Here is a 21,933-nt window from a genome sequence, read left to right as displayed (position 1 = left end):
TGGGCGGCATGGCGAAGATAAGCAAAGGTGGGAACACTCCGGTACCGACTGCCGAGTTGCGGGCGGTCCTGACCTGGCGCGCGGCGGGGGCTCCCGACGTGGACGCCTCGGCGCTGCTGCTGAATGCCGCCGGGAAGGTGCGGACGGAGGCGGATTTCGTCTTCTACAACCAGCCCTCGGACGCCGCCGGCGCGGTGCGACACGACGGCAAGCGGCCCGCCGCCGACGGCCTCGTCACCGACACGATCCGGGTGAACCTGGCCGCGATGCCGCCGGATGTCGAGCGGGTCGTGATCGGGGCGTCCGCCGACGGTGGCACGTTCGGGCAGGTGCCGGGTCTGGCGCTGCACGTGGTGTCCGCGCAGGGCGGTCCGATCGCCGAGTTCGACATCGACGAGGCCTCCACCGAGACGGCGTTCCTGTTCGGTGAGTTCTACCTGCGGGGCGGGGCCTGGAAGTTCCGCGCGGTCGGCCAGGGGTACGCCTCCGGGCTCACCGGCCTGGCCACGGACTTCGGCATCGAGGTCGCCGCCGACGACGCCCCCGGCACGCCAACCGCGCCGAACGCCCCCACCGCACCGAGCGCACCCCCGTCGGCTCCCGCCCGTCCGAGCACGCCGCCGCCCTCGGCCCCCGCGGTCAGCCTGAAGAAGCAGAACTTGGTCGACATGGAGAAGCGGCTCGCCCAAGAGGGCCACCCGCAACTGCTCAATCTGACCAAGCAGGCCGCCGTGAGCCTGGAGAAGCATGGCCTCGGCGAGCACACCGCGCGGGTCGCGCTGTGCCTGGACATCTCCTACTCGATGCAGTCGCTGTTCAAGCGGGGCAAGGTGCAGGCGCTCGCGGAGCGGGTGCTCTCGCTCGGCCTGCGCTTCGACGACAACGCGGCCGTGGACGTGTTCCTGTTCGGCTCCCGCGGCCACGCGGTCGGCCAACTCGGGCTGGGCGAGTACCACGGCTGGGCCGAGCGGATCCGCAAGAACCCCGGCCTGGAGGGCTCGACCGACTACGCCGGCGCCATGCGGCTGGTCCGCGAGCACTACTTCGGCAGCAGCGGGCCACGGCACCAGCCGCTCGCGAACGACCTGCCCGTCTACGTCATGTTCATCACCGACGGCCAGACCACGTCGCGCGACGCGACGCGCGAGCAGATGACCTACTCCAGCTTCGAGCCGATCTTCTGGCAGTTCATGGGGCTCGGCCGACCGGGCGGCTTCTCGTTCCTGGAGGAGCTGGACGACCTGACCGGCCGGTACGTCGACAACGCCGACTTCTTCTCGGTCCAGGATCCGGCGAACGTCCCGGACGGACAGCTCTACGACATGATGACCAACGAATACCCGGGCTGGCTCGCCCGCGCCAGGTCCCAGGGGCTGCTGATCTGACCCCGAGGCCATCGATCCGTACCGGGAGCGCCGCTCTTACCCGGGAGCACCGCTTCGTTCCGGGAGCACCGCTGCGCCCCGGGAGCACCGCTCCGATCCGAGAGCACCGCTCCGTTCCGGGAGCACTGCTGCGCCCCAGGAACATCACTCCGACCCGGGAGCGGCGCTCCGCTCCGGAAGCACCGCTGCGCCCCAGGAACACCGTCCCGTCCCGGTAGCACCGCTCCGATCCGAGAGCACTGCTCCGCCCCGGAAGCACCGTTCCGTTCCGGGAGCGCTGCTGCGCCCAGGGATAGGCGCTCCGACCAGGAGCGCCGCTCCGATCCGAGAGCAGCGCTCTGACCCGGAGCACTGTTCCGTTCCGGGAGCACCGCTCCGGCCCCGGAACGCCGCCCCGACCCGGAAGCACCGTTCCGTTCCGGAAGCACCGCTCCGACCCAGAAGCACCGCCCCCGACCCAGAAGCACCATGCCGACCGAAAAGCACCGCCCCGACCCAAAAGCACCGCTCCGTTCCAGAAGCACCGCTCCGACCCAAAAGCACCGCTCCGTTCCGGAAGCACCGCCCCGACCCCCGTGCGCTACCGATCCGACCCCTGGGCCATCGAGCCGGTCGCGGCCGGTCCACCCGGCCCACCCCCCTGCGGCCGGCTCGGCCCGGCCGGCCGGGCCGCTCCTCGTACCCAGCGTGCGGGGAGCGCGGAGAGCACGTGCAGGGCTGCCTCCATCGGGCCCTTGCGCAGCGTGTGTCGCCAGGCCCAGCACAGCAACAGCGTGACGACGACGAAGGCGAGCAGTCGTTCCCAGGTCTGTCCGGCCGCGAGCGGGAACCAGCGGTCGATCGCGATCAGATGGGCGGTGTACACGGTGAGCGCCATCGCGCCGACGCAGATCGGCGGGTCGAGGACGATCCGGCCGATCCAGGCGCGGCAGGCCAGCAGGGTCAGACCGAGCACGCCCAGGGCGACGCCGATCGCGCCGACGATCTCGAACGGCGTGCCGGTGTGGCCCTCGGCGACGGTCAACCATGCCGGGTCGGACACCGGGACCGAGCCGACCCGGCTGTGGATCAGCTCGAACACGCCGTACGGGGCCGCTTCCCGGGCGAGCCGATCGCCGGTGAACAACTCGACCACGAGCCAGGATCCGCCGTACCCGAGCACCGCCAGCCCGGTGCCGATCCCGACGAACGCACGCTGCACCCGCAGATCGGTGAGGCGCAGCCGGCCGACCGCCATCCCCGCGAAGACGAACGGCAGCCAGGTGATCGCCGGGTAGCTGCCGGTCAGGAACAACGTCTCGAACAGGTCGCCCGGACCGTGCCAGTCGTCGAACCCGGGTGCGGCATAGCGGATGTCGCCGGTGTCGCCGCTCGTACGCAGCAGGTACGAGGCGATCGGCCCGAGGAGGGCCCAGCTCGCCGCGAGCAGCACGAGCGCGCGCGTGTCCAGCCACAGCGCGGGCCAGGCGAGCAGGAAGTAGAGGCCGTAGAAGGCGAGGATGACCAGCACGCCGGTGTCCAGGTCGGCCAACCACATGCCGAGCGGGATCAGCAGGACGGCCCTGATCAGCACCCGGGTGACCGCGGCCGCGGTGTGTCGGTTCCGGCCGCGCAGCGGTGTCCGGCCGGACATCAGGACCAGCGAGACGCCCGCCAGGAACGCGAACAGCGCGGAGGCGCGGCCGGAGACGCCTTGGACGAGGGTGTCCACGCCGCCGTCGTAGGGGTCCGGGCCGACATGCGAGGCGAACATGCCCAAAACGGCGAGGGCACGCGCGACGTCCACGCCGACGATGCGCGCCGTCGTGGTCGCCGGCCGCTCCACCCGCTCCCCGTGCTCCCCCGCTTCGACCCGCATGCGTCCAGATTAGGCGGGTCCTCGAACTCCCGTCGGGCTCGGCCGGAAGGCATCCGCGGCCCGGATCGGCCGAGCGCCGGTCGGCCTATTCGGCCGCGTCCGGTGCCTTCGGCACGACCGGCGAAGGCGGAGCGCCCGAGGATCGCCGAGCGACCGGCGACTGCGAAGCAGCGGCCGAAGACGGCGAAGCAACCGAAGACGACGAAACCGAAGACGACGAAGCAGCCGACGGCCGCGACACACCCGAGGACTGCGGGCCGACCGACGACCGCGAACCAACCGAAGACTGCGGCGACACCGATCCCTCCCCGACCGCCGATCCCTCCCCGGCCACCGACGCCTCCCCGGCCGCCGACCCCCGTCCGGCCGCCGACGCCGGCGAACCGGTCGGCTCGGGCTCCCCGCCGCGCCGCCGCACCGCGACCATGACCAGCGCCAGCGACACGCAGCCGACGAACACGCTGACCACCACCGGCGTGGACAGGCCGCTGCGTACCGAGGCACCCGCCGCGCATTGGACCAGCGTCATCGGCAGCATGCCCAGCGCGGTGCCGAGCAGGAATTGGCCGGTGCGGATCCCGGTCGCCGCCGCGCCGTAACTGACCACCGAGGACGGGATCACCGGGATCATCCGCAGGATCGTGATCGGCACCAGGCCGTTCCGGGAGAGCCGGCGATCGAGCACGGCCAGCGCCTCGCGCTTGTGCAGCCAGCCGCTGATCCGCTCCCGGCCCAGCCGACGACCGAGGTACAGGCTGATCAGCGCGCCCAGGGTGGCCCCGACCAGGGTGACCACCGTGCCGCCGATCGCGCCGAACAGCGCGCCTGCGATCGGCGCGAACAGCGACTTGGGGACGAATGCGGCGACGCCCAGTGCGCAGACCACGACGAAGATCGTCACCGAGACCGGAAGCGGCCAGTGGGTCCACGCGCCGTGGTCGAGGAAATCCCGCAAGGAGTCGAGCAAGCCCCGCACGGTGTCCAACCTGCGTCCGCCCCTCGTACCCGTGGTGTGTGTGCGCCCGATGCGCCCCATGCGCCCGATGCGCCTGATGAGCCGGATCCCGATGCGCCGGGCGATCCGCTTCGAATCGTCGGCTACATCGTCACGGCGGCACGCCCCCGAACACACCCGGGTCCCCGGCGCGCATTCGGCTCATTGTACGGAGCGTTCGCGCTCCCCGTGCGAGCCCGTCACCTGCCGAAACGATCACGGGTCGGCTGCCGGAACGGTCGCGGGGTGCGGACCCGGGTCCGAAGTCGCCGTCGATTTCGCCGGCGAAGGCGGGTCGTTACGTGTTAGAAAACCTACTGACCACTAGGTTTTTACGGAGGATCCATGACCGACACCACCGCACGCACCCGGTTCCGCGCCGCGACCTGCCCCTACGAGGACGCGTCGCTGCCGATCGAGGAACGGGTTGCGGACCTGCTCGGCCGGATGACGGTCGAGGAGAAGGCCGGTCTGATGTTTCAGACGATCGCCGTCATGGGCCCCGAGGGCACGCTCCTGGACGACAAGGGTTCGCTGCCGTTCGAGTTCACGGTGCGGGAGATGATCGCCGAGAAGGGGATGAACCACTTCAATCTGCTCGGCGGAGGTCGGCCCGAGCACATCGCGCAGTGGCACAACCGGATCCAGGAACTGGCGCTGGAGACCCGGCTGGGCATCCCGGTCACGCTCTCCACCGATCCCCGGCACCACTTCACCGACAACCCGGGCACCGCCGCCTACGCCGAGGGCTTCTCGCAGTACCCCGAGACGCTCGGCCTGGCCGCGATCGGCGACGAGGAGCTGGTCCGCGAGTTCGCCGACCTGATGCGCCGCGAATACCTCGCGGTCGGCATCCGACTCGCCCTCCACCCGCAGATCGACCTCGCCACCGAACCGCGCTGGTCGCGGATCAACGGCACGTTCGGCGAGGACGCCGAGCTGACCGGCAAGCTGGTCGCCGCCTACATCCGCGGTGCGCAGGGCGAGACGCTGAACACCGAGTCGGTGGCGTGCATGACCAAGCACTTCCCCGGCGGCGGCCCGCAGCTCGACGGCGAGGACCCGCACTTCCCGTACGGCCGCGAGCAGGTCTACCCGGGCGGCAACTTCGACTACCACCTGGAGCCGTTCCGCAAGGCGCTCGCGGCGGGAACGTCGCAGATGATGCCGTACTACGGCATGCCGATCGAGACCGAGCACGAGGCCGTCGCGTTCGGCTTCAACAAGGGCATCATCACCGGCCTGCTGCGCGAACAACTGGGCTTCGACGGCATCGTGTGCACCGACTGGGGGCTGATCTCGGACGCGAACATCATGGGCCAGACCATGCCCGCGCGGGCGTGGGGCGTCGAGGAGTCGTCCGTCCCGGACCGGGTGTTGCGGGTGCTCGAGGCGGGCTGCGACCAGTTCGGCGGCGAGCACATCCCCGAGCGGATCGTCGACCTGGTGGCGGCGGGCCGGCTCACCGAGGAGCGGCTGGACCGGTCGGTGCGGCGGTTGCTGCGGGAGAAGTTCGTCCTCGGCCTGTTCGACCACCCGTTCGTGGACCCGACCGCGACCGCTGCCCTGGTGGGCACCGACGCCGGCATCGCGGCCGGGCTGCGCGCGCAGAGCAGGTCGGTCACGGTGCTCAAGAACACGACGGCGCGAAAGGGGTCGGCACGCGACGCGTCGGTACCGGACGCGTCGCCGCACGACGAGCCGGTGCTGCCGCTGGCCGCGGGCATCCGCGTGTACGTCCAGGGCGTCGACGCCGACGTGGCGGCCGGTTACGGCACGGTCGTGGCCACTCCCGAGGAGGCGGACGTGGCGATCATGCGGATCAAGACCCCGTTCGAGCCGCGTGAGGGCGGCTTCGAGCAGTTCTTCCACGCGGGCTCGCTGGAGTTCACCGAGGCCGAACTGACTCCGATCCTGGACCTGTGTGCGACGGTGCCCACCGTCGTGGACATCTACCTGGAGCGCCCGGCGGTGATCCCGGAGATCGCCGACCGGTCGGCCGCGCTGGTGGCGAACTACGGCTGCGCCGACGCGCCGTTGCTGGACGCGCTGTTCGGTCGGGTACAACCCGAGGGCAGGCTGCCGTTCGAGTTGCCGCGCTCGATGGCCGACGTGCGCGCCCAGCGCTCGGACGTACCACGGGACGGCAAGGACCCGGTCTTCCCGTTCGGTCACGGCCTGACGTACTGAGCACTGACGTACCGAGCACTCCCCCACCCCACACGCCCGAGCGAATCGAAGCCGGCACCCCGCCGGAGACCGCCTGGGCGAATCCAGACCGCCACCCCACCCGACATCCACCGAGCGAATCGAAGCCGACACCCTTCCCGGCACCGCCGAGCAACGCGAAGCCGGTACCACGGTGGGGTATCGGCTTCGGTTCGCCGGCATCGCGGTGCACGAACGCGACGGGCGCGCCCGACACGCACCGGTTCACCATTGCCGCCCGCGCCTGCTTAGGGTGCTGCCATGGGTAGCGAGCAGCGGGAGGGCGTGGCTCTCTCCTTGCACGCGACGGCTCGGGCATTGCGGGTGTACCGGCTGCGGGCCGTCGTGACCACGGTGATCGGTTCGGCCTGCACCGGGGCCTGGTTCGCGGTTTTGTCCACGGCCGAGGATTCGGCCGGCGAGGCCTGGGGCGGCTGGGGCACGGTTCCGCTCGTGGTCGGCGTCGTGGCCCTGGTGATCGGGATCGGCGCGCTGGTGCTGGGCCGGCGCATGCGGCGCACGCTGGCCCGCCATCCGTGGGTGACCTGCTCGTGCCGCTTCCGCGATCCGGCCGACGGCGACGGTGCGTGGGGTCCGCCGCTGGTGATCGGCGATCGCGCCGGCGACGGCACGCAGTACGCGCTGACCGTGGTGTCCATGTCGCACCGCTGGTGGCACCTGCACAAGTGCGACGGCGGCGACGTGTGGTTCGCGGGCGACCCGGCGCACGGCGGTGTGGTGTCCCCGCCCGGCGGCGAACTCCTGCTCTGGACCCGCCCGAGCCGACTCAGCCGCAGCAGTCGCCCCACCCGCCGCGCCAACCCCGCCGGAGCGTGAGGGCGCCCGCCGGGCTCTCGGCCCATCCCGGGGGCCGGCTCATCTGACCAGGCGCAGGCTGATCGGGTAACGCATCACCTCCCCGCCCGCCGCCCGGGCGCCGCCGAGGATGGCGAAGACCGCGATGGTCGAGTACATGACGGCGATCACCAGGCCGCCGAAGTCGCCGAGCAGCGCCAGGATCGGCGCAAGCACGAACGAGAGCAGGCAGGTCAGCTGGAAGTTCAGCGCCGCCTTGGCGTTGTCCCGAACGAACTCCGAGCGGGCGCCGACCGTCCTGCGGATCAGGTACGGGCCGACCACGGGCGCGCAGAAGCCGCTCCAGTGCGCGGCCGCGCTCCAGCCCCGCTCCCGGCCCGGACGGATGCGCTCGTACGGCCCGACGGCGCGGTTGAGCCACCACGGCGGCGGCATCGGCGGCCCGGGTGTCATCCCGTGCATCGGCATCGCCGGTGGCCCCGGCATCGGCATCAGCAGGTCGTCGAGCAGCGCCTCCAGGTCCGCCCGGGTGCGCCCGGCCAGCGCCGAGGCCACCCGCTCCTCGAACTCGTCCGCGTTCAGTCTGCCCTCGCCGTAGGCATGCTTCAAGTGTTCGATCGTGCGTTCGCGATCCGCGTCGCCGACCCGCATGTGCGCGGGCATGCCGTACCAATGGGGTGGATGAGGACCGGAGTTGGGATGCATGCGCGGCTCCTCTCGCTGTGCACACGGCTTCGTACAGCATGCGCCGTCGACGAACCGTGGTCCATCAGGGATAACCCTTGGCCGGACCCTTAGGCAACCACCGCAGGGATGACGGCGATCCGCCCCGGCGCGACGGCGCACCCGGTCCGTCTCCGGGCCGGCGCCGGGCGAGGCCCGGTCAGAACAGCCGGCGCAGCAGCCGCAACGAATGCGCCTCCAGGTGTACGGAGGTGCCCGCCTTGGCCGCGGGCCGGTCCCGATCGAGCAGCACCGTCGCGCTGTCCAGCACCGTCCCCCACGCCGCGCCGTACTCGGCGGGTGGCAGGGTGAAGTGCAGGTCCCCTTCGTGCGCGTTGATCAACAGGAAGAACGAGTCGTCCCGGATCGGTTCGCCGCGCGGACCGGGTTCGCCGATCGCGTCGCCGTTGAGGAATACCGAGATCGCCTTGTTGAATCCGGCTTGCCAGTCCGCCTCGGTCATCGGCCGCCCGCCGGGCGCGAACCACACGATGTCGGCCAGGCTCGCATCGTCCGCCGGTACACCGCGCAGGAAGCGCCGGCGGCGGAACACCGGATGTTCGCGGCGCAGTCGGATCAACATCTGCACCCATTCGAGGAACACCCAGTGTTCCCGGCCGCGTTCCCAGTCGACCCAGGAGACCTCGTTGTCCTGGCAGTACGCGTTGTTGTTGCCGCCCTGGGTGCGGCCGATCTCGTCCCCGTGCAGCAGCATCGGCACGCCCTGGGACAGCAGCAGCGTCGCGGCCAGGTTGCGTTTGGTCTTCTCCCGCAGCGCGAGGATCTCGATGTCGGTGCTCTCGCCCTCCACTCCGCAGTTCCAGGACCGGTTGTGGTTCTCGCCGTCCCGACCGTCCTCGCCGTTGGCCTCGTTGTGCTTGTGCTCGTAGGAGACCAGGTCGTGCAACGTGAAGCCGTCGTGGGCGGTGACGAAGTTGACCGACGCGGTCGGCCGCCGGCCGTCGTGGCGATACATGTCGCCGGATCCGGTGAGCCGGGCGGCGAAGTCCGGGAGCGTGCCCGGCTCGCCGCGCCACAGGTCGCGCACCGTGTCCCGGTACCGGCCGTTCCACTCGGTCCACAACGGCGGGAAGTTGCCCACCTGGTAGCCCTCGTCGCCGACGTCCCACGGCTCGGCGATCAGCTTGACCCGGCTGACGACCGGGTCCTGCTGGACCAGGTCGAAGAACGCGGAGAGCTTGTCCACCTCGTAGAACTGCCGGGCCAGCGCCGCCGCGAGGTCGAAGCGGAAGCCGTCGACGTGCATCTCGGTGACCCAGTAGCGCAGCGAGTCCATGATCATCTGGAGCACGTGCGGATGCGACATGCGCAGCGAGTTGCCGGTGCCGGTGGTGTCCCAGTAGTAGCGCGGGTCCTGTTCGGACAGCCGGTAGTAGGCGCTGTTGTCGATCCCGCGCAGGGACAGTGTCGGGCCCAGGTGGTTGCCCTCCGCGGTGTGGTTGTAGACCACGTCGAGGATCACCTCGATACCGGCCTGATGCAGGCATTTCACCAGGTAGCGGAACTCCTGCACCTGCTGTCCCAGCGAGCCGGTCGAGGAGTAGGCGGCGTGCGGCGCGAAGAAGCCGATCGTGTTGTAGCCCCAGTAGTTGGCCAGCCCTCGGCCGACCAGGTGCCCGTCGTCGACGAACTGGTGCACCGGCATCAACTCGACCGCGGTGACCCCCAACGACCGGAAGTATTCGATCATCGTCGGGTGTGCCATGCCCGCGTAGGTGCCGCGGATCTCCGGCGGGATGTCCGGATGACGCATCGTCAACCCGCGCACGTGCGCTTCGTAGATCACCGTGTCGTGGTACTCGTGCCCGGGCCGGTGGTCGTCGCCCCAGTCGAAGTACGGGTTGACCACGACCGAGGTCATCATGTGCGGCGCCGAGTCGCTCTCGTCGATCCGCTCGGGCTCGCCGAACCGGTAGCCGAACAGCGGTTGGCCCCAGCGGACGTCACCGTCGAAGGCCTTGCCGTACGGGTCCAGGAGCAGCTTGGCCGGGTTGCAGCGGATCCCCCGGCGGGGCTCCCACGGCCCGTGCACGCGGTAGCCGTAGCGCCGACCGGGTTGCAGGCCGGGCAGGTATCCGTGCCAGATGCCGCCGTCCACCTCGCGCAGCGGCACCCGTTCCTCGTTGTGGGCGTCGTCGATCAGGCACAGGTCGACGGCCTCGGCAACGTCGCTGTACAGGGCGAAGTTGACGCCCGTTCCGTCGTAGGAGGCACCCAGCGGAAACGGGTGCCCGGGCCACAGCGTCATCAAGATTCCCCCTTCGCAGCCGGGACCGGCCTGATCGCACATCTGCCCGGCTCCGGGCCCGGGAACCGTTCCGGTACCCGATGCGTCGGATGGCCATGCGAATCCACGACCGTTCCACGCGCGGGGCCACTGCCCTGCCGATATTCGTGCTGACGGCGGGACTCGTCGTCACCGGTTGCACCTCCTCCGGCGGCTCGAAGCCGGATCCGGTCCGCACGGCCGCCGGGTCCGGCGAGACGATGCGGCTGACCGCGTTCGACTCGTGCGGCGCGCTGGTCGACGACTTCCGGGCGGCGGCGCTGCGCACGATGACCGAGAAGAAATCCGCCGACAACTCCAAGTCCGGGCAGTTGGCGGACGGCGAGGCGCCGGCCGCCGCGCCCAGGGCGGCGGCCCCGCAGGGCGTGGCCGCGGACCAGGCGGCGCCCGGGGCGGCCGAGCACTCGACCACCAACACCCAGGAGCAGGGCGTCGACGAGCCCGATCTGGTCAAGACCGACGGGCGTCGGGTGCTGACCGTGGCCGACGGCCGGCTCAGCGTGGTGGATGCCGCGACGCATCGGGTCACCGGCTCGCTGGACGTGCCGGGCGCGCGGGCGCGCGATCTGCTGCTGTCCGGCGATCGGGCCCTGCTGATCCTGAACGGCTCGACGAACCTGCCGAAGAGCAAGGGGGGTTCGGGCAAGATGGCACCGATCCCCGGTGGCCCGGGCAGCTCGTCGCCGGTGGCCGCGAACCCCAACGCCCGCTTCGTGCTGGTGGATCTGGCCGCCGCGCCGCGCATCATCGGCGATCTGTCGGTGGACGGGAGCTACACGGACGGGCGGCAGATCGGCAGCACCGCACGGATCGTGGTGCGCTCGCGGCCCCGGCTGTCCATGTCCACACCCAAATCGTCGGACCAGGCCAAGGATCTGATCCGGCGCTCGACCGCCTCGGACTGGCTGCCGCAGTTCACCCTCGCCGCGAACGGCCGGACCGATTCCGGCGATCTGGTCGGCTGCGACCGGGTCAGCCGGCCGCAGGCCAAGCCCGGCGACCCCGGGCACACCGGCACCGCGACGTTGAGCGTGTTGTCCTTCGACCTGACCCGCGACCTGGACAAGGGCGATCCGGTGACGGTGGCCGCCGACGTGGACAACGTGTACGCGTCGGAGTCCAACCTCTACCTGGCGACCACGTCCACGCACCGCGCCGTGTCCGGTGACGCGAAGGTGATCGGCGGCGGACCGCCGAGCACGACGACCACGATCAACCAGCTCGACATCTCCGGCAAGGGCACGCCGAAGCTGGTCGGCACCGGCGTGGTCTCGGGCGCGATGGTCAACGAGTACGCGATGTCCGAACACGCGGGCAACCTGCGGGTGGCCACCACGCTCTCGCCCGGCGACCCGAGCATCCCCCGGACCGTGCCGAGCATCCTTCCGCAGAACACCACCACCCGCAGCGACACCGCCCCGGGCAGCGCGGCACCGGGCGGATCCGTCCCGGGCAGCGCGCCGCGCGGCGGCATCGCCCCGAGCGATCCCACCGACGCCACCCCGGGCATCCCGGGCACGCCGCGGGACATGCCGCCGCCGATCGCGCCGCGCTCCAGTTCCGAGTCGGTGGTCACCGTGCTGGCCCGCAGCGGCAACACGCTGACCCCGATCGGCCGGGTGGGCGGCCTGGGCCGGACCGAACGCATCATGGGCGTGCGCTTCGCGGGCCCGCTCGCCTACGTGGTGACCTTCCGACAGACCGACCCGCTGTACACGCTGGACCTGAGCGACCCGCGCAACCCCAAGGCGGTCGGCGAGCTCAAGATCAACGGCTACTCGGCCTATCTGCACCCGATCGCCGACGGCCGGCTGATCGGCGTCGGCCAGGACGCCACCGACGGCGGCCGGCGGCTGGGCACCCAGGTGTCCTTGTTCGACGTGAGCACCCTGGCGAACCCGACCCGGGTCGCCCAGTACGCGCTCCCGGGCGCGAACTCGCAGGCCGAGCAGAACGCGCACGCGTTCTTGTACTGGGCCAAGGACGGCACCGTGGTGGTGCCGGTGAACGAGTCCTACCGCATCCCGACACAGCCGCAGATCGCCCCGGGCGAGAAGTCCCCGGGCGGCGGCTCGTACGCACTGGTGTTGCGGATCGAGGGCAGTCGGATCGTCGAGGTGGGTCGGGTGACGCACCCGGGCGGGACCATCCAGCGCTCCCTGGTGATCGGTGACGATCTGTGGACCGTCTCGACGGCCGGGATCTCGGTGGACCGGCTCGCCGACGTGCGTCAGGTGGCCTGGATCCCGACCGCCTGACCGTCCCGGGCGGCATCGCGGCGGGTCGGTCTGGTATACCCGGGAGAGCTGATCTGACAGACCATCAGAAACGATCGGGAGCGCACATGGCGGCCACCGTCTTCACCGACCTCCAGCAGATCAAGGACTCGGTGGGCAAGCACCTCGGCCACAGCGAGTGGCTGGAGATCACCCAGGACCGGATCAACCTGTTCGCCGACGCCACCGGCGACCACCAGTGGATCCACGTGGACGTGGAGAAGGCGAAGGAGGGCCCGTTCGGCGCGCCGATCGCCCACGGCTACCTGACGATGGCGCTGTCCAACCTGTTCCTGCCGCAGATCGTCGAGGTGCAGAACATCTCGATGGGGGTGAACTACGGCGTGGACAAGGTGCGCTTCCCGGCGCCGGTCCCGGTGGGCTCCCGGGTGCGCGGCGGTGCGGAGATCGTGGCGGTCGCCGACATCGCGGGCGGCGTCCAGGTGACCATCCGGATCACCGTCGAGATCGCCGGCTCGGCCAAGCCGGCCTGCGTGATCGACGCGATCAGCCGCTACCTGGCCTGAGCGGGCACGACCGGCCGGCGACCGGTCGTGCTCCGCCCCGACGCCGGACGGGCCGCACTCGGCCCGTCCGGCGTTTCGCGTGCCGGGGCCGTCCGGCGGGCACGGCCCGGGCCGGGTCCCGCGGGTCGGGTCGCGTCGTCTCCGGTGCCGCGGCTCGGCGCGCGGGGGCCGGCCTAAGCGTCGGGCTCGATCACGACGCAGCGGGTGCGACTGTAGATGGTCGGCATGCACCTGTTGCAGTGGATGCACAGGGACTTGGTCTCGCGTTCGGCCGCGATCCGGTTGATCAGGTCCGGCTCGCGCAGCACCGCGCGGCCCATCGCGACGAATTCGAAGCCCTCGGTCATCGCGAGGTCCATCGTGTCCCGGTTGGTGATCCCGCCGAGCAGGATCAACGGCAGCTTCAGCTCGGCCCGGAACTGCCGGGCGGAGGCGAGCAGGTAGGCCTCCTCGTACGGGTACGAGCGCAGGATGCGGTTGCCGATCAGTTTGACGCCCAGCCGCTGCGGCTGCGGGAAGGTCGCGGCGAACTCGGGCACCGGGGCGTCGCCGCGGAAGAGGTACATCGGGTTGAGCAGCGAGCTGCCGGCGGTCAGCTCCAGCGCGTCCAGCGAGCCGTCCTCCTCCAGCCAGCGCGCCGTGCGGATGCTCTCCTCCAGCCGGATGCCACCGGGGACGCCGTCCTCCATGTTGAGTTTGGCGGTCACCGCGATCTTGTCGCCCACCGCGTCCCGCACCGCGCGACACACGCCGCGTGCGACCTTGGCCCGGTTGGCGAGCGAACCACCGTAGCCGTCCTTGCGGTGGTTGAGCTTGGGGCTGAGGAAGGCGCTGGCAAAGTAGTTGTGGCCGAGGTGGATCTCCACCGCGTCGAAACCGGACTCGATCGCGAGCAGCGCGGCGTCGGCGTGCGCGCGGGTGATCCGGGCGATGTCGGCCTCGGTCGCGGCGTGCGTGGTGCGCATGCTCAGCGGATTGAACATGCGACCGGCGGACAGCGCGGTCCGGCCGTTGGACTTGGCGTTGGCCACCGGGCCGGCGTGGCCGAGTTGCGCCGAGACCGCCGCGCCCTCGGCGTGCACCGCGTCGGTGAGCCGGCGCAGGCCCGGCACCGCCTCGGGGCGCATCCAGATCTGGTGTCGGTCGGTGCGGCCCTCGGGGGCGACCGCGCAGTAGGCCACGGTGGTCATCCCGATGCCGCCCGCGGCCGGACGCCGGTGGTACTCGATCAGGTCGTCGGTGACCAGCGCGTCCGGGGTGGCCCCCTCGAAGGTCGCGGCCTTGATGATCCGGTTGCGCAGCGTGAGCGGGCCGAGCGTGGCAGGGGCGAAGACGTCGGGTATCACGAGTCACCTCGTTCTGTGCGTGCCGTCCGGGACGGACCGGGTGGGAGCGGGTCGGTCGGCGCCGGGTCGGCGGGCGACGCGTCGGCGGGGCGTGGGGCGTCGAGGCCGGCGGTGACGAAGCCGACGACGGCCGTGGGGGCGGGCGGCGGTACGAACGCGTCCGCCACGGGTTGGCCGTAGAGCTGGAGCAGCAGGTCGAAGGCGAGCCGCCAGCGGTCCGCGATCTCCCGGGCACTCAGGTCCGGGCGCGCCGCGGCCAGCAGTGCGCGCCACGGTGCGTGCCGGAACCACGGGTCGTCCCACGGCAGTTCGTGCCCGGAGAGCACGGTACGGGCGAGCAACTGGAGCAGCATCGGCCCGTTCGGCTCGCGGGCCAGTCGGTCGAACGGCTCGACGATGATCGTGACCACCTCGCCGACCGTGGGCGTCCACCCGGCCGCGCGGGCCCGGTCCAGGTCGGCCAGTGGCCCGGCCCACAGCGGCCCCAGGCGCTGTTGCAGCAGCGCCACGACCAGGTCCCGCTTGGACCCGAAGTGGTAGTGCACGGCGGCCGGATTCATCCCGGCGGCGGCGTTCACCGCCCGGACGGAGACCCGGTCGTAGCCCTGCGCGAGGAAGAGCCGTTCGGCCTCGTCGAGCAGCCGGGCCCGTGATTGTGCTGTCACGGCAGGCACCAAACCACGAAGTGCCGGCATTTTCAATCACTGATTGAAGCACTGATCGAATAATGGCCGGCCCGGCGAGCGCGTCGACGGGCGGGCCGGGAGCGGGCTGCGGCCCGGGGCTCAGTCCAGGGGGACCAGCAGCACCGGGCAGTGCGCGTGTTCGATCGCGGCGGTCGCGACGTGGCCGACCCAGTGCCGCAGCGGGCCGCGGTGGTGCCGTACGCCGACCACCGCCAGCGCGCTGCCCGCCGAGGCCTCCACGAGCGTTCCGGCCGCGTCCGCCATGACCGAGTCCGCGCGCACCTCGACATCGGGGAACCGGGTCCGCTCCCCGCTCAGCGCACCCGCCAGCGCGGCGGCATGCACCTCGGCGACCGCGCGCATGTCCGCCTCGCTGGGCCCGGCGAGGCCCGCGTAGCCGGGCCAACTCCACGCGTGCACCGCGTGTACCGGCACGCCCCACCCGCGGGCCGCCTCGAACGCGGCCCGCACCGCCCGGTCGTCGCCGTCGCCCTGGACGCCGAGCAGCACGTTCACCCCGGTCGGCGCCGGCGCCCCGTGCTCGCCGCGCACGATCAGCAGCGGGCACGTCGTCCGCGCGGCCAGAAATCGCGAGACCGAGCCCAGGAGCAGGCCGACGAACCCGCCGCGCCCGCGCGATCCGGCGACCAGCAGCACCGCTCCCTCGGCCGCCGCGAGCAGTGCGTCGCCGGGCAGGCCGTAGCCGACCCGGGCCTGCACGCTCAGCTCCGGATGGCGCCGCAGTGCCGCCGCGGCGGCATCGCGGACCAGCGCCTCGGCCGCCCGGCGGGTGTCCTCGTTCGGCTCCACCGGCTCGAAGCCGGGGGTGGCCATCGGCACCCGGATCGCGTGCACGACGCGCAGCAGTGCGCCGCGCCGGGCCGCCTCCGCGGCGGCATGGGCCACCGCCCGGTCGCCGTGCTCCGAGCCGTCCGTGCCCACGACCACCAGGGGTGTGTCGACCTCGCCTGTGTTCGCCATGCCTGCTCTCCCCTACCGGTGTCGAAACGGCGAAGACCGGCCCGGCGCACCTGCCGCCGAGCCGGTTCGGGTGACCGCCGCGATCAGAAGTTCAGGCTGCTCAGCAGGTTCGCGACGCTCTTGCCACTGCTGTGGATGCTCGGCGCGATCGAGGTACTGGCGAGATAGAACCCGAGCAGCGCGCACACGATCGCGTGCGGGATTCGCATGCCGCCCTTGCGGATGAAGATGAACACGATGACGCCCAGCAGGACGACGGTGGAGATGGACAAGGCCATGGGGTGACTCCTCGGGAGGCGCGCTCGGGAGCGCAGGGGACGGAACGGCCGCGCCGATTTCGGGACAGCGCGAAGAGTGCCGGTGGGACGGCGGACTTTGTCTGCTTTTGTCACCGTCACAAAAACTAACAGAAAGTGTCTATAAAGTAGCAAAAAGTCACGACTTCGCTCGTTGGGTTGCTCTTCGTGATGTTGTGTCCCGGCGTGTCCCGGCGTGTCCCACCCCGCGCCCGGCGTGTCGGGTCGCGGGCGGGCGCGACATCGCCCGCCGTCACACCCCGATCGCTCTTCCCGACCCACCCGAGCCGTGGAATTCTGGCCGCGCCCGCGCCCCGCCAGCACCACTGCCGGAAGGTCCGCCGTGCCCGAAACGATCGACAGCGCCGCCCCGAACGCCGCCGTGTTCGACGTCTACAGCCCCGACAGCTACGCGGCGGGCATCCCGCACGCGACGTTCGCCCGAATGCGCCGCACCGCCCCCGTCTACCGCCACGCCGACCCGGAGCGGCCGGACGGCTTCTGGGCCGTCACCCGGCATGCCGACGTGATCCGGGTGTCCCGGAACCCGGAGATCTTCTCCTCGCACGAACGGCTGTCCCTGCTCATCGAGCCCGAGGAGGACGCGCTCGCCACCCAGCGGCTGATGATGCTCAACATGGACCCGCCGGAGCACTCACGGCTGCGCAACATCGTGAACAAGGGCTTCACCCCGCGCACCACGCTGACCCTGGAGGACAAGGTCCGCGAGGCGTGCGAGCGGATCGTGGCGAGCGCCGTCGACCGGGGCGAGGGCGACTTCGTGGCGATGTGCGCGGCCGAGTTGCCGCTGGTGGTGATCGCCGACCTGATGGGCGTACCCCAGGTCGACCGGCACCGGCTGTTCGACTGGTCGAACAAGCTGGTCGGCGAGGCGGATCCGGACCTGCGCCAGGACGCGGGCGAGGCCGAGCAGGTGCAGATGGAGATGTTCGGCTACGCGGACGCGCTGGGCGCGGCCCGGCGCGAGTGTCCCGTGGACGACATCGTGTCCAAGCTGGTCTGCCCCGACCGCGACGGTCAGGAGCTGACCGCGCTCGAATTCGACCTGTTCTTCATGCTGCTGGCGGTGGCCGGCAACGAGACCACCCGCAACGCGATCTCCGGCGGCATGCTCGCGCTGATCGAGCACCCCGAACAGTGGGAACGGCTGCGCGCCGACCCCGGCGGACTGGCCGGCACCGCGGCCGACGAGATCGTGCGCTGGGTCAGCCCGGTCAACGCGTTCAAGCGCACCGCGGTCCGCGACACCGAGTTGAGCGGGCAGCCGATCGCCGCCGGCGACAAGGTGGTCGTCTACTACGCGTCCGCCAACCACGACGAGGACGTGTTCGTGGACCCCTACCGCCTCGACATCGCACGCGATCCGAACCCGATGCTCGGCTTCGGCGGCGGCGGCCCGCACTTCTGCCTCGGCCGGCACCTGGCCAAGCTCGAACTGGAGATCATGTTCCGCACCCTGGCGGAGCGGGTCGAGCGGGTGGAACTGCTCGGGCCGGCACGGCGGATGCGGTCCAACTTCCTGAACGGCATCAAGGACATGCCGGTGCGGATGCACCGGGCCTGAACCGGCCGTGGCCGACCCGACGGATCGTCGGGCCGGCCACGGCACATCGGGACAACGGCCGTCAGGCGGCCGGCACCTCGATGTCGGTCTCCAGCCGGCGGCGCGAGCGCAGCCCCTGGGTGATCGGGTGCTCGTCGCCCAGCTTGCGCCGACACGCCCGCTCGGTGCGGGTGAACCATTCGCGGGACTCGTCCCGGCGACCGATCTCGCCCAGGCTCTGCACCCGGTTGCAGGCCGCGACCAGGGTGTGCGGGTGATCCGCGCCCAGCTGCGCCTCGTACCGGTCGTAGGTCGCCCGGTCCAGCTCGGCGCACTCGTTCGCCTGGCCCGCCTGGTAGAGGTTGTTCGCGTGGTTGAGCGCCGCGGCCAGGGTGTACGGGTGGTCCTCACCCAGCAGTTCGCGCAGCCCCTCCAGGCTGCGCAGCCCCAGGGCCATCGCCTCCTCGTCGCGTCCGACCGCCCGCAGGTAGATCGACAGGTTGCTGGCGCACCCGAAGGTGAACGGGTGCTGCGCGCCGAACTGCTCGCGGTAGCCCTGGTAGGCCTCCTGGGCGAGTTCGAGCGCCGCCTCGTCGTTGCCCATCGCGTGGTTGTCGGCGGCGAGGTTGACCGTGCAGGAGAGCAGCACCGGATGGGTGGGGCCGAGATAGGCCCGGTACTTCTCCAGCGTGTCGCTGTCCAGCGAGCGGGCGTAGCGGGCGTCCCCCGTCTGCCGGATCGTCACCGCGAGGTTCTTGGCGGTGCGCAGCGCGTCCCGGGTGCGGCCCATCGCCTCCTCGCGCGCCAGGGTCTGCTGGAGCACCGCGCGCGAGCCCGCGTAGTCACCCAGCTCGCGCAGGTCGTGGCCGACCTCGTTGGCCAGGAAGCAGGTCCTGGAGTGGTCGTCGCCCTGAATCCGCCGGCGTCGGTCGAATGCCTCCTGGTGCACCTCGCGCGCCTCCTCCAGCAGGCCCATCAGGCGCAGCGAGACACCGAGGTTGTTCGCCGCGAGCAGGGTGTCGTTCGCGTCCTCGCCGAAGACCTCGCTGAAGCGCGTGTAGTTGTCCCGGTCGGATTCGAGCGCGGTGTGGAAGCGGCCGAGCGAGCGCAGGTCGCCGCCGTAGCCGCGGCCGGTGATCAGGGTGTGCGGGTGGTCCGGGCCCAGCGATTCGCGCTGCGCCTCCAACGTCGCCCGGTCCAGGTCGTAGGCCTTGCGGTACCTGCCCTGGGAGCGGTAGACGTTCGCCAGCTGGGTGCACATCCGCAGGGTCAGCGCGTCGTGCCGGTGGAACCGCGCGCGCCAGCGCTCCAGTGCGATCTCGGCGATGTACTGGCCGAACTCCCAGTCGTTGAAGCGCCAGGCGAAGCGCACCTGTTCGACGATCCAGCGGCGCACCGACTCCGAGTCGCTCTCCAGCGCGCGCGAGGGCACCAGGTGCTTGTAGAGCTCCTCGTACGTCTCCTGGTTGGCCGGGTCGTCCACGTCGCCGGGCGCGTTGGCGGCCAGGATCTCCAGCACCCGGGCGCGCCGGGCGGCGTTCTCCTCGGGCGGCATCTGGTCGCGCAACACGGCCTGGACGAGTCGGTGCACCTGGATGGTGTCCTCGCCGCGGTCCACCCGGGCCAGCGCGTACCGGCCGAGCTGCTGGAAGATCCGGGACAGCAGGAGCGTGTCGCCGAGCGAGCTGTCCACCCGCACCAGTTCCTGGAGCACCTCGCGCGAGCGCAGCAGCCGCATCGAGATCGAATCCGGCGACAGGTACGCACACAGTTCCAGCAGCCGCACCGCGGCCGGCTGCCGCTCCTTGAGCTCGTCGAGCGAGACGGTCCACGTCGCGGCGGCGGTGGTGGGGTAGTCCGGCGGCTGGCCCTCGTCCAGGATCGCGCTGACGCGCGTGTTGACCCGTTCCAGGTATTCCTCGACCTGCATCGCGGACTCGGCGAGCCAGGCACCGGCCTGTTCCACCGCCAACGGCAGGTCGCCCAGCGCGGTGGCCACCTTCTGGGCGTCCGCCTCGGTCAGCGACGGCACCCGGCGCTGGAGCAGTGCGACGCTCTCGTCCCGGCGGAACACCGGGACCTCCAGCGGGCGGGCGCTGCGTGCCCAGAGGTCGTTGCGGGAGGTGACCAGGACGTGGCCGTTGACGCTGCCCTGGGGCATCAGGTGGGCCACCGAGGCCGGTTCGTCCGCGTTGTCGTAGATCACCAGCCAGCGGTCGTAGGGCTCGCCCTGTTGCAGGGTCTGCAACACGGTGGCCGCCGCGTCCGTGACGTTCTCCCCGGCGGGGAGGTCGAGCCGGTCGCCGAGCCGGGCGAGCTGGGCGGCGACGCCCTGTGCCTGCTCCGCCGACACCCACCAGATGACGTCGTAGTCGGCGGCGAAGCGGTGCGCGTATTCGAGCGCGACCTGGGTCTTGCCGACGCCGCCGAGTCCGTGCAACGCCTGCGGCAGTACGGCGGTGGCGCCCTTGGCGAGCTGGTCGCGCAGCCGCTCCAGGATGTCGTCGCGGCCGGTGAACGCCGGGTGGCGCGGCAGCAGTTGGGAGACCCTGGGCTTGGTCCCGGGGAACCTGGGGCCGTCCGCGGGCGCGGGTTCGGTGGGCGTGCGACCGAAGGCGGTCAGGAGCACGGTGCGGCACTGTTCCTCGGACAGCCCGGTCAAGGTGACCGTTTCGCCCACACCCGGGTCGTTGTCGATCGGGTCGTCCACCCGCAGGGTCACCACGCTCGCCTGGTCGACCGCGGCGAGTCGGCGCAGCGCCGTGCGCATCGCGGTCCAGGATCGGCTGGGCAGCGAGTGCGAGGAGGAGACGACCACGACGCTTTCGACGTTCTGCAGGTCCTCGACGGGGGTGTCGCAGCCGCCGGTGCCGACCACCTGGGCGCCCGAGGCGGTCAGTTGGGCACGTACCCAGTCCACCCACATCCGGTCGCGCGCGCTGTAGAGGATGCGCACGGTGGTCGGGGCGGTGTACCGGATGCGCTCGAAGCGGCGCAGTTCACGCCGGCGGTCCACCTCGTCGATCGGGTCGAGCCGGCTGATCGCGCCGTCGGTGAGCACGCCGGTCAGCCGCTCGTACGCGCTGAGCAGGCTGCCCTCCTGGAGCGGCCGGTCGCCGACCGTGGCGAGCGTCTCCTCGTAGGCGTAGAACGCCTTGTACGGGATCTCCACCTCGCCCCAGTACCGGCTCCGCTCGGCTTCGGAGCGATCCGCGAGGAACTCGGCGAAGCGCTCGCGGGCGTGGTCGCGGCCGGCTTCGAGCTTGTCCTTCTCGTCGTCCTCCACGCGCATCGGCACGGGCAGGATGCGCAGCGGCCGATCGGCCTGGCGGGCGATCGAGCGGGCCACGTTGACGCCGCCGTCGATGGCCTGTTCGTTGAGCGTGAAGCCGTCCACCACGATGTCCGGCAACAGGGTGGTGCAGATGCCGGCGATGTCGTTGAGCCCGGTGCGGCTGTCGATCAGCGCGTAGTCGTAGGACGCGCGCATGTCCTCGCGCAGCGCGTCCAGGAAGCCGATGCCGTGCGGGCTCTCGCAGAAGTCGGCCCAGTTGAAGCCGGCCAGCGTGGCCGCGTACTCGTGGTTCTGCCGGCCCGGGCCGAGGAAGCGGATCAGGCCGCCGTCGGCGAAGTCCCGGTCGACCTTGACCGCGCAGCCGTCCACCCGGCTCTCCGCGACGCGGCTCGACTCGATCATCGCGTCCGTGCTGGTCGGGGAGCCGACCACCTTGGCGAACGCGCGGATCATGTCGAGCACTCCGCGGGTGTCCTCCAGCCGCTTGTCGATCAGGTACGGGTGGAAGTAGCGGTGCAGGCCCGGTGATTCGAGGTCCCAGTCCACGACGAGCACGCGCTTGCCTCGGGAGGCCAGGATCCAGGCGACGTTGGCCAAGGCCATCGTGCGCCCGGTGCCACCCTTGTACGAGTAGAACGTGACGACGGTTCCCGGCGGGTTGTCGCTCATC

General features: G+C 71.3%; 15 protein-coding genes. 6 read left to right on the top strand and 9 right to left on the bottom strand.

Features of this window, described 5'->3' with window-relative positions:
* Positions 1 to 8: 8 nt before the first annotated feature.
* Positions 9 to 1,385, top strand: coding sequence for a VWA domain-containing protein (locus ACFZBU_RS19765; RefSeq protein ID WP_391584903.1), 1,377 nt, complete (start codon positions 9 to 11; stop codon positions 1,383 to 1,385).
* A 580-nt stretch (positions 1,386 to 1,965) separates the two neighbouring features.
* On the opposite strand, the gene ACFZBU_RS19760 is transcribed toward ACFZBU_RS19765, so the two are convergent.
* Together ACFZBU_RS19760 and ACFZBU_RS19755 are read right to left on the bottom strand one after the other, a co-directional pair.
* Entirely contained in the window at positions 1,966 to 3,243 is a 1,278-nt protein-coding gene (locus ACFZBU_RS19760; RefSeq protein WP_391584902.1) for a heparan-alpha-glucosaminide N-acetyltransferase domain-containing protein, read from the bottom strand.
* 85 nt (positions 3,244 to 3,328) lie between these two features.
* Positions 3,329 to 4,210, bottom strand: coding sequence for a TVP38/TMEM64 family protein (locus tag ACFZBU_RS19755; protein WP_391584901.1), 882 nt, complete (start codon positions 4,208 to 4,210; stop codon positions 3,329 to 3,331).
* Positions 4,211 to 4,582: 372 nt separating this feature from the next.
* Here ACFZBU_RS19755 and ACFZBU_RS19750 point away from each other — a divergent pair, with 372 nt between their 5' ends.
* On the top strand, positions 4,583 to 6,427 hold the full coding sequence (locus tag ACFZBU_RS19750; protein WP_391584900.1) for a glycoside hydrolase family 3 N-terminal domain-containing protein: 1,845 nt from the start codon (positions 4,583 to 4,585) through the stop codon (positions 6,425 to 6,427).
* Positions 6,428 to 6,706: 279 nt separating this feature from the next.
* Entirely contained in the window at positions 6,707 to 7,282 is a 576-nt protein-coding gene (locus ACFZBU_RS19745) for a hypothetical protein (protein WP_391584899.1), read from the top strand.
* Positions 7,283 to 7,321: 39 nt separating this feature from the next.
* Here ACFZBU_RS19745 and ACFZBU_RS19740 read toward each other — a convergent pair whose 3' ends face one another.
* Both ACFZBU_RS19740 and glgX read right to left on the bottom strand, forming a co-directional pair.
* The gene (locus ACFZBU_RS19740; RefSeq protein ID WP_391584898.1) at positions 7,322 to 7,966 is read right to left on the bottom strand and encodes a DUF1707 and DUF4870 domain-containing protein; all 645 of its coding nucleotides are present in this window, start codon (positions 7,964 to 7,966) and stop codon (positions 7,322 to 7,324) included.
* Between the two features lie 178 nt (positions 7,967 to 8,144).
* Positions 8,145 to 10,253 (bottom strand): glycogen debranching protein GlgX, encoded by a 2,109-nt coding sequence (gene glgX / locus ACFZBU_RS19735; RefSeq protein ID WP_391584897.1) that lies wholly within the window; start codon positions 10,251 to 10,253, stop codon positions 8,145 to 8,147.
* Between the two features lie 89 nt (positions 10,254 to 10,342).
* On the opposite strand from glgX, the gene ACFZBU_RS19730 reads away from it, so the two are divergent.
* Together ACFZBU_RS19730 and ACFZBU_RS19725 are read left to right on the top strand one after the other, a co-directional pair.
* Positions 10,343 to 12,550: a beta-propeller domain-containing protein gene (locus ACFZBU_RS19730; RefSeq protein WP_391584896.1), complete on the top strand. Its 2,208-nt coding sequence runs from the start codon at positions 10,343 to 10,345 to the stop codon at positions 12,548 to 12,550.
* An 86-nt stretch (positions 12,551 to 12,636) separates the two neighbouring features.
* Entirely contained in the window at positions 12,637 to 13,095 is a 459-nt protein-coding gene (locus ACFZBU_RS19725; RefSeq protein ID WP_391584895.1) for a MaoC family dehydratase, read from the top strand.
* 173 nt (positions 13,096 to 13,268) lie between these two features.
* Here the strand turns inward: ACFZBU_RS19725 and ACFZBU_RS19720 are convergent, their stop codons facing one another.
* From ACFZBU_RS19720 to ACFZBU_RS19705, 4 genes are all read right to left on the bottom strand, one after another.
* A complete protein-coding gene (locus tag ACFZBU_RS19720; RefSeq protein ID WP_391584894.1) occupies positions 13,269 to 14,441 on the bottom strand; it encodes an NADH:flavin oxidoreductase in 1,173 nt (390 codons plus the stop codon).
* A complete protein-coding gene (locus ACFZBU_RS19715; protein ID WP_391584893.1) occupies positions 14,438 to 15,106 on the bottom strand; it encodes a TetR family transcriptional regulator in 669 nt (222 codons plus the stop codon). The genes ACFZBU_RS19720 and ACFZBU_RS19715 overlap by 4 nt, the downstream gene beginning before the upstream one ends.
* 120 nt (positions 15,107 to 15,226) lie before the next feature.
* The gene (locus ACFZBU_RS19710) at positions 15,227 to 16,108 is read right to left on the bottom strand and encodes a universal stress protein (protein WP_391584892.1); all 882 of its coding nucleotides are present in this window, start codon (positions 16,106 to 16,108) and stop codon (positions 15,227 to 15,229) included.
* A gap of 83 nt (positions 16,109 to 16,191) precedes the next feature.
* Positions 16,192 to 16,386 (bottom strand): DUF2304 domain-containing protein, encoded by a 195-nt coding sequence (locus ACFZBU_RS19705; RefSeq protein WP_391584891.1) that lies wholly within the window; start codon positions 16,384 to 16,386, stop codon positions 16,192 to 16,194.
* 361 nt (positions 16,387 to 16,747) lie between these two features.
* Between ACFZBU_RS19705 and ACFZBU_RS19700 the strand changes: the two genes are divergently transcribed.
* Positions 16,748 to 17,989 carry a cytochrome P450 gene (locus ACFZBU_RS19700; RefSeq protein WP_391584890.1) on the top strand — a complete coding sequence of 414 codons (1,242 nt, stop codon included), beginning with the start codon at positions 16,748 to 16,750 and terminating at the stop codon, positions 17,987 to 17,989.
* A 61-nt stretch (positions 17,990 to 18,050) separates the two neighbouring features.
* Here ACFZBU_RS19700 and fxsT read toward each other — a convergent pair whose 3' ends face one another.
* On the bottom strand, positions 18,051 to 21,932 hold the full coding sequence (gene fxsT, locus ACFZBU_RS19695) for an FxSxx-COOH system tetratricopeptide repeat protein (RefSeq protein WP_391584889.1): 3,882 nt from the start codon (positions 21,930 to 21,932) through the stop codon (positions 18,051 to 18,053).
* Position 21,933: the final 1 nt, after the last annotated feature.

Source organism: Embleya sp. NPDC008237, assembly GCF_042956465.1.
GTDB lineage: Bacteria > Actinomycetota > Actinomycetes > Streptomycetales > Streptomycetaceae > Embleya.
Note: the sequence above shows the minus strand (reverse complement) of the source record. Positions and strands in the feature narration are given on the sequence as shown.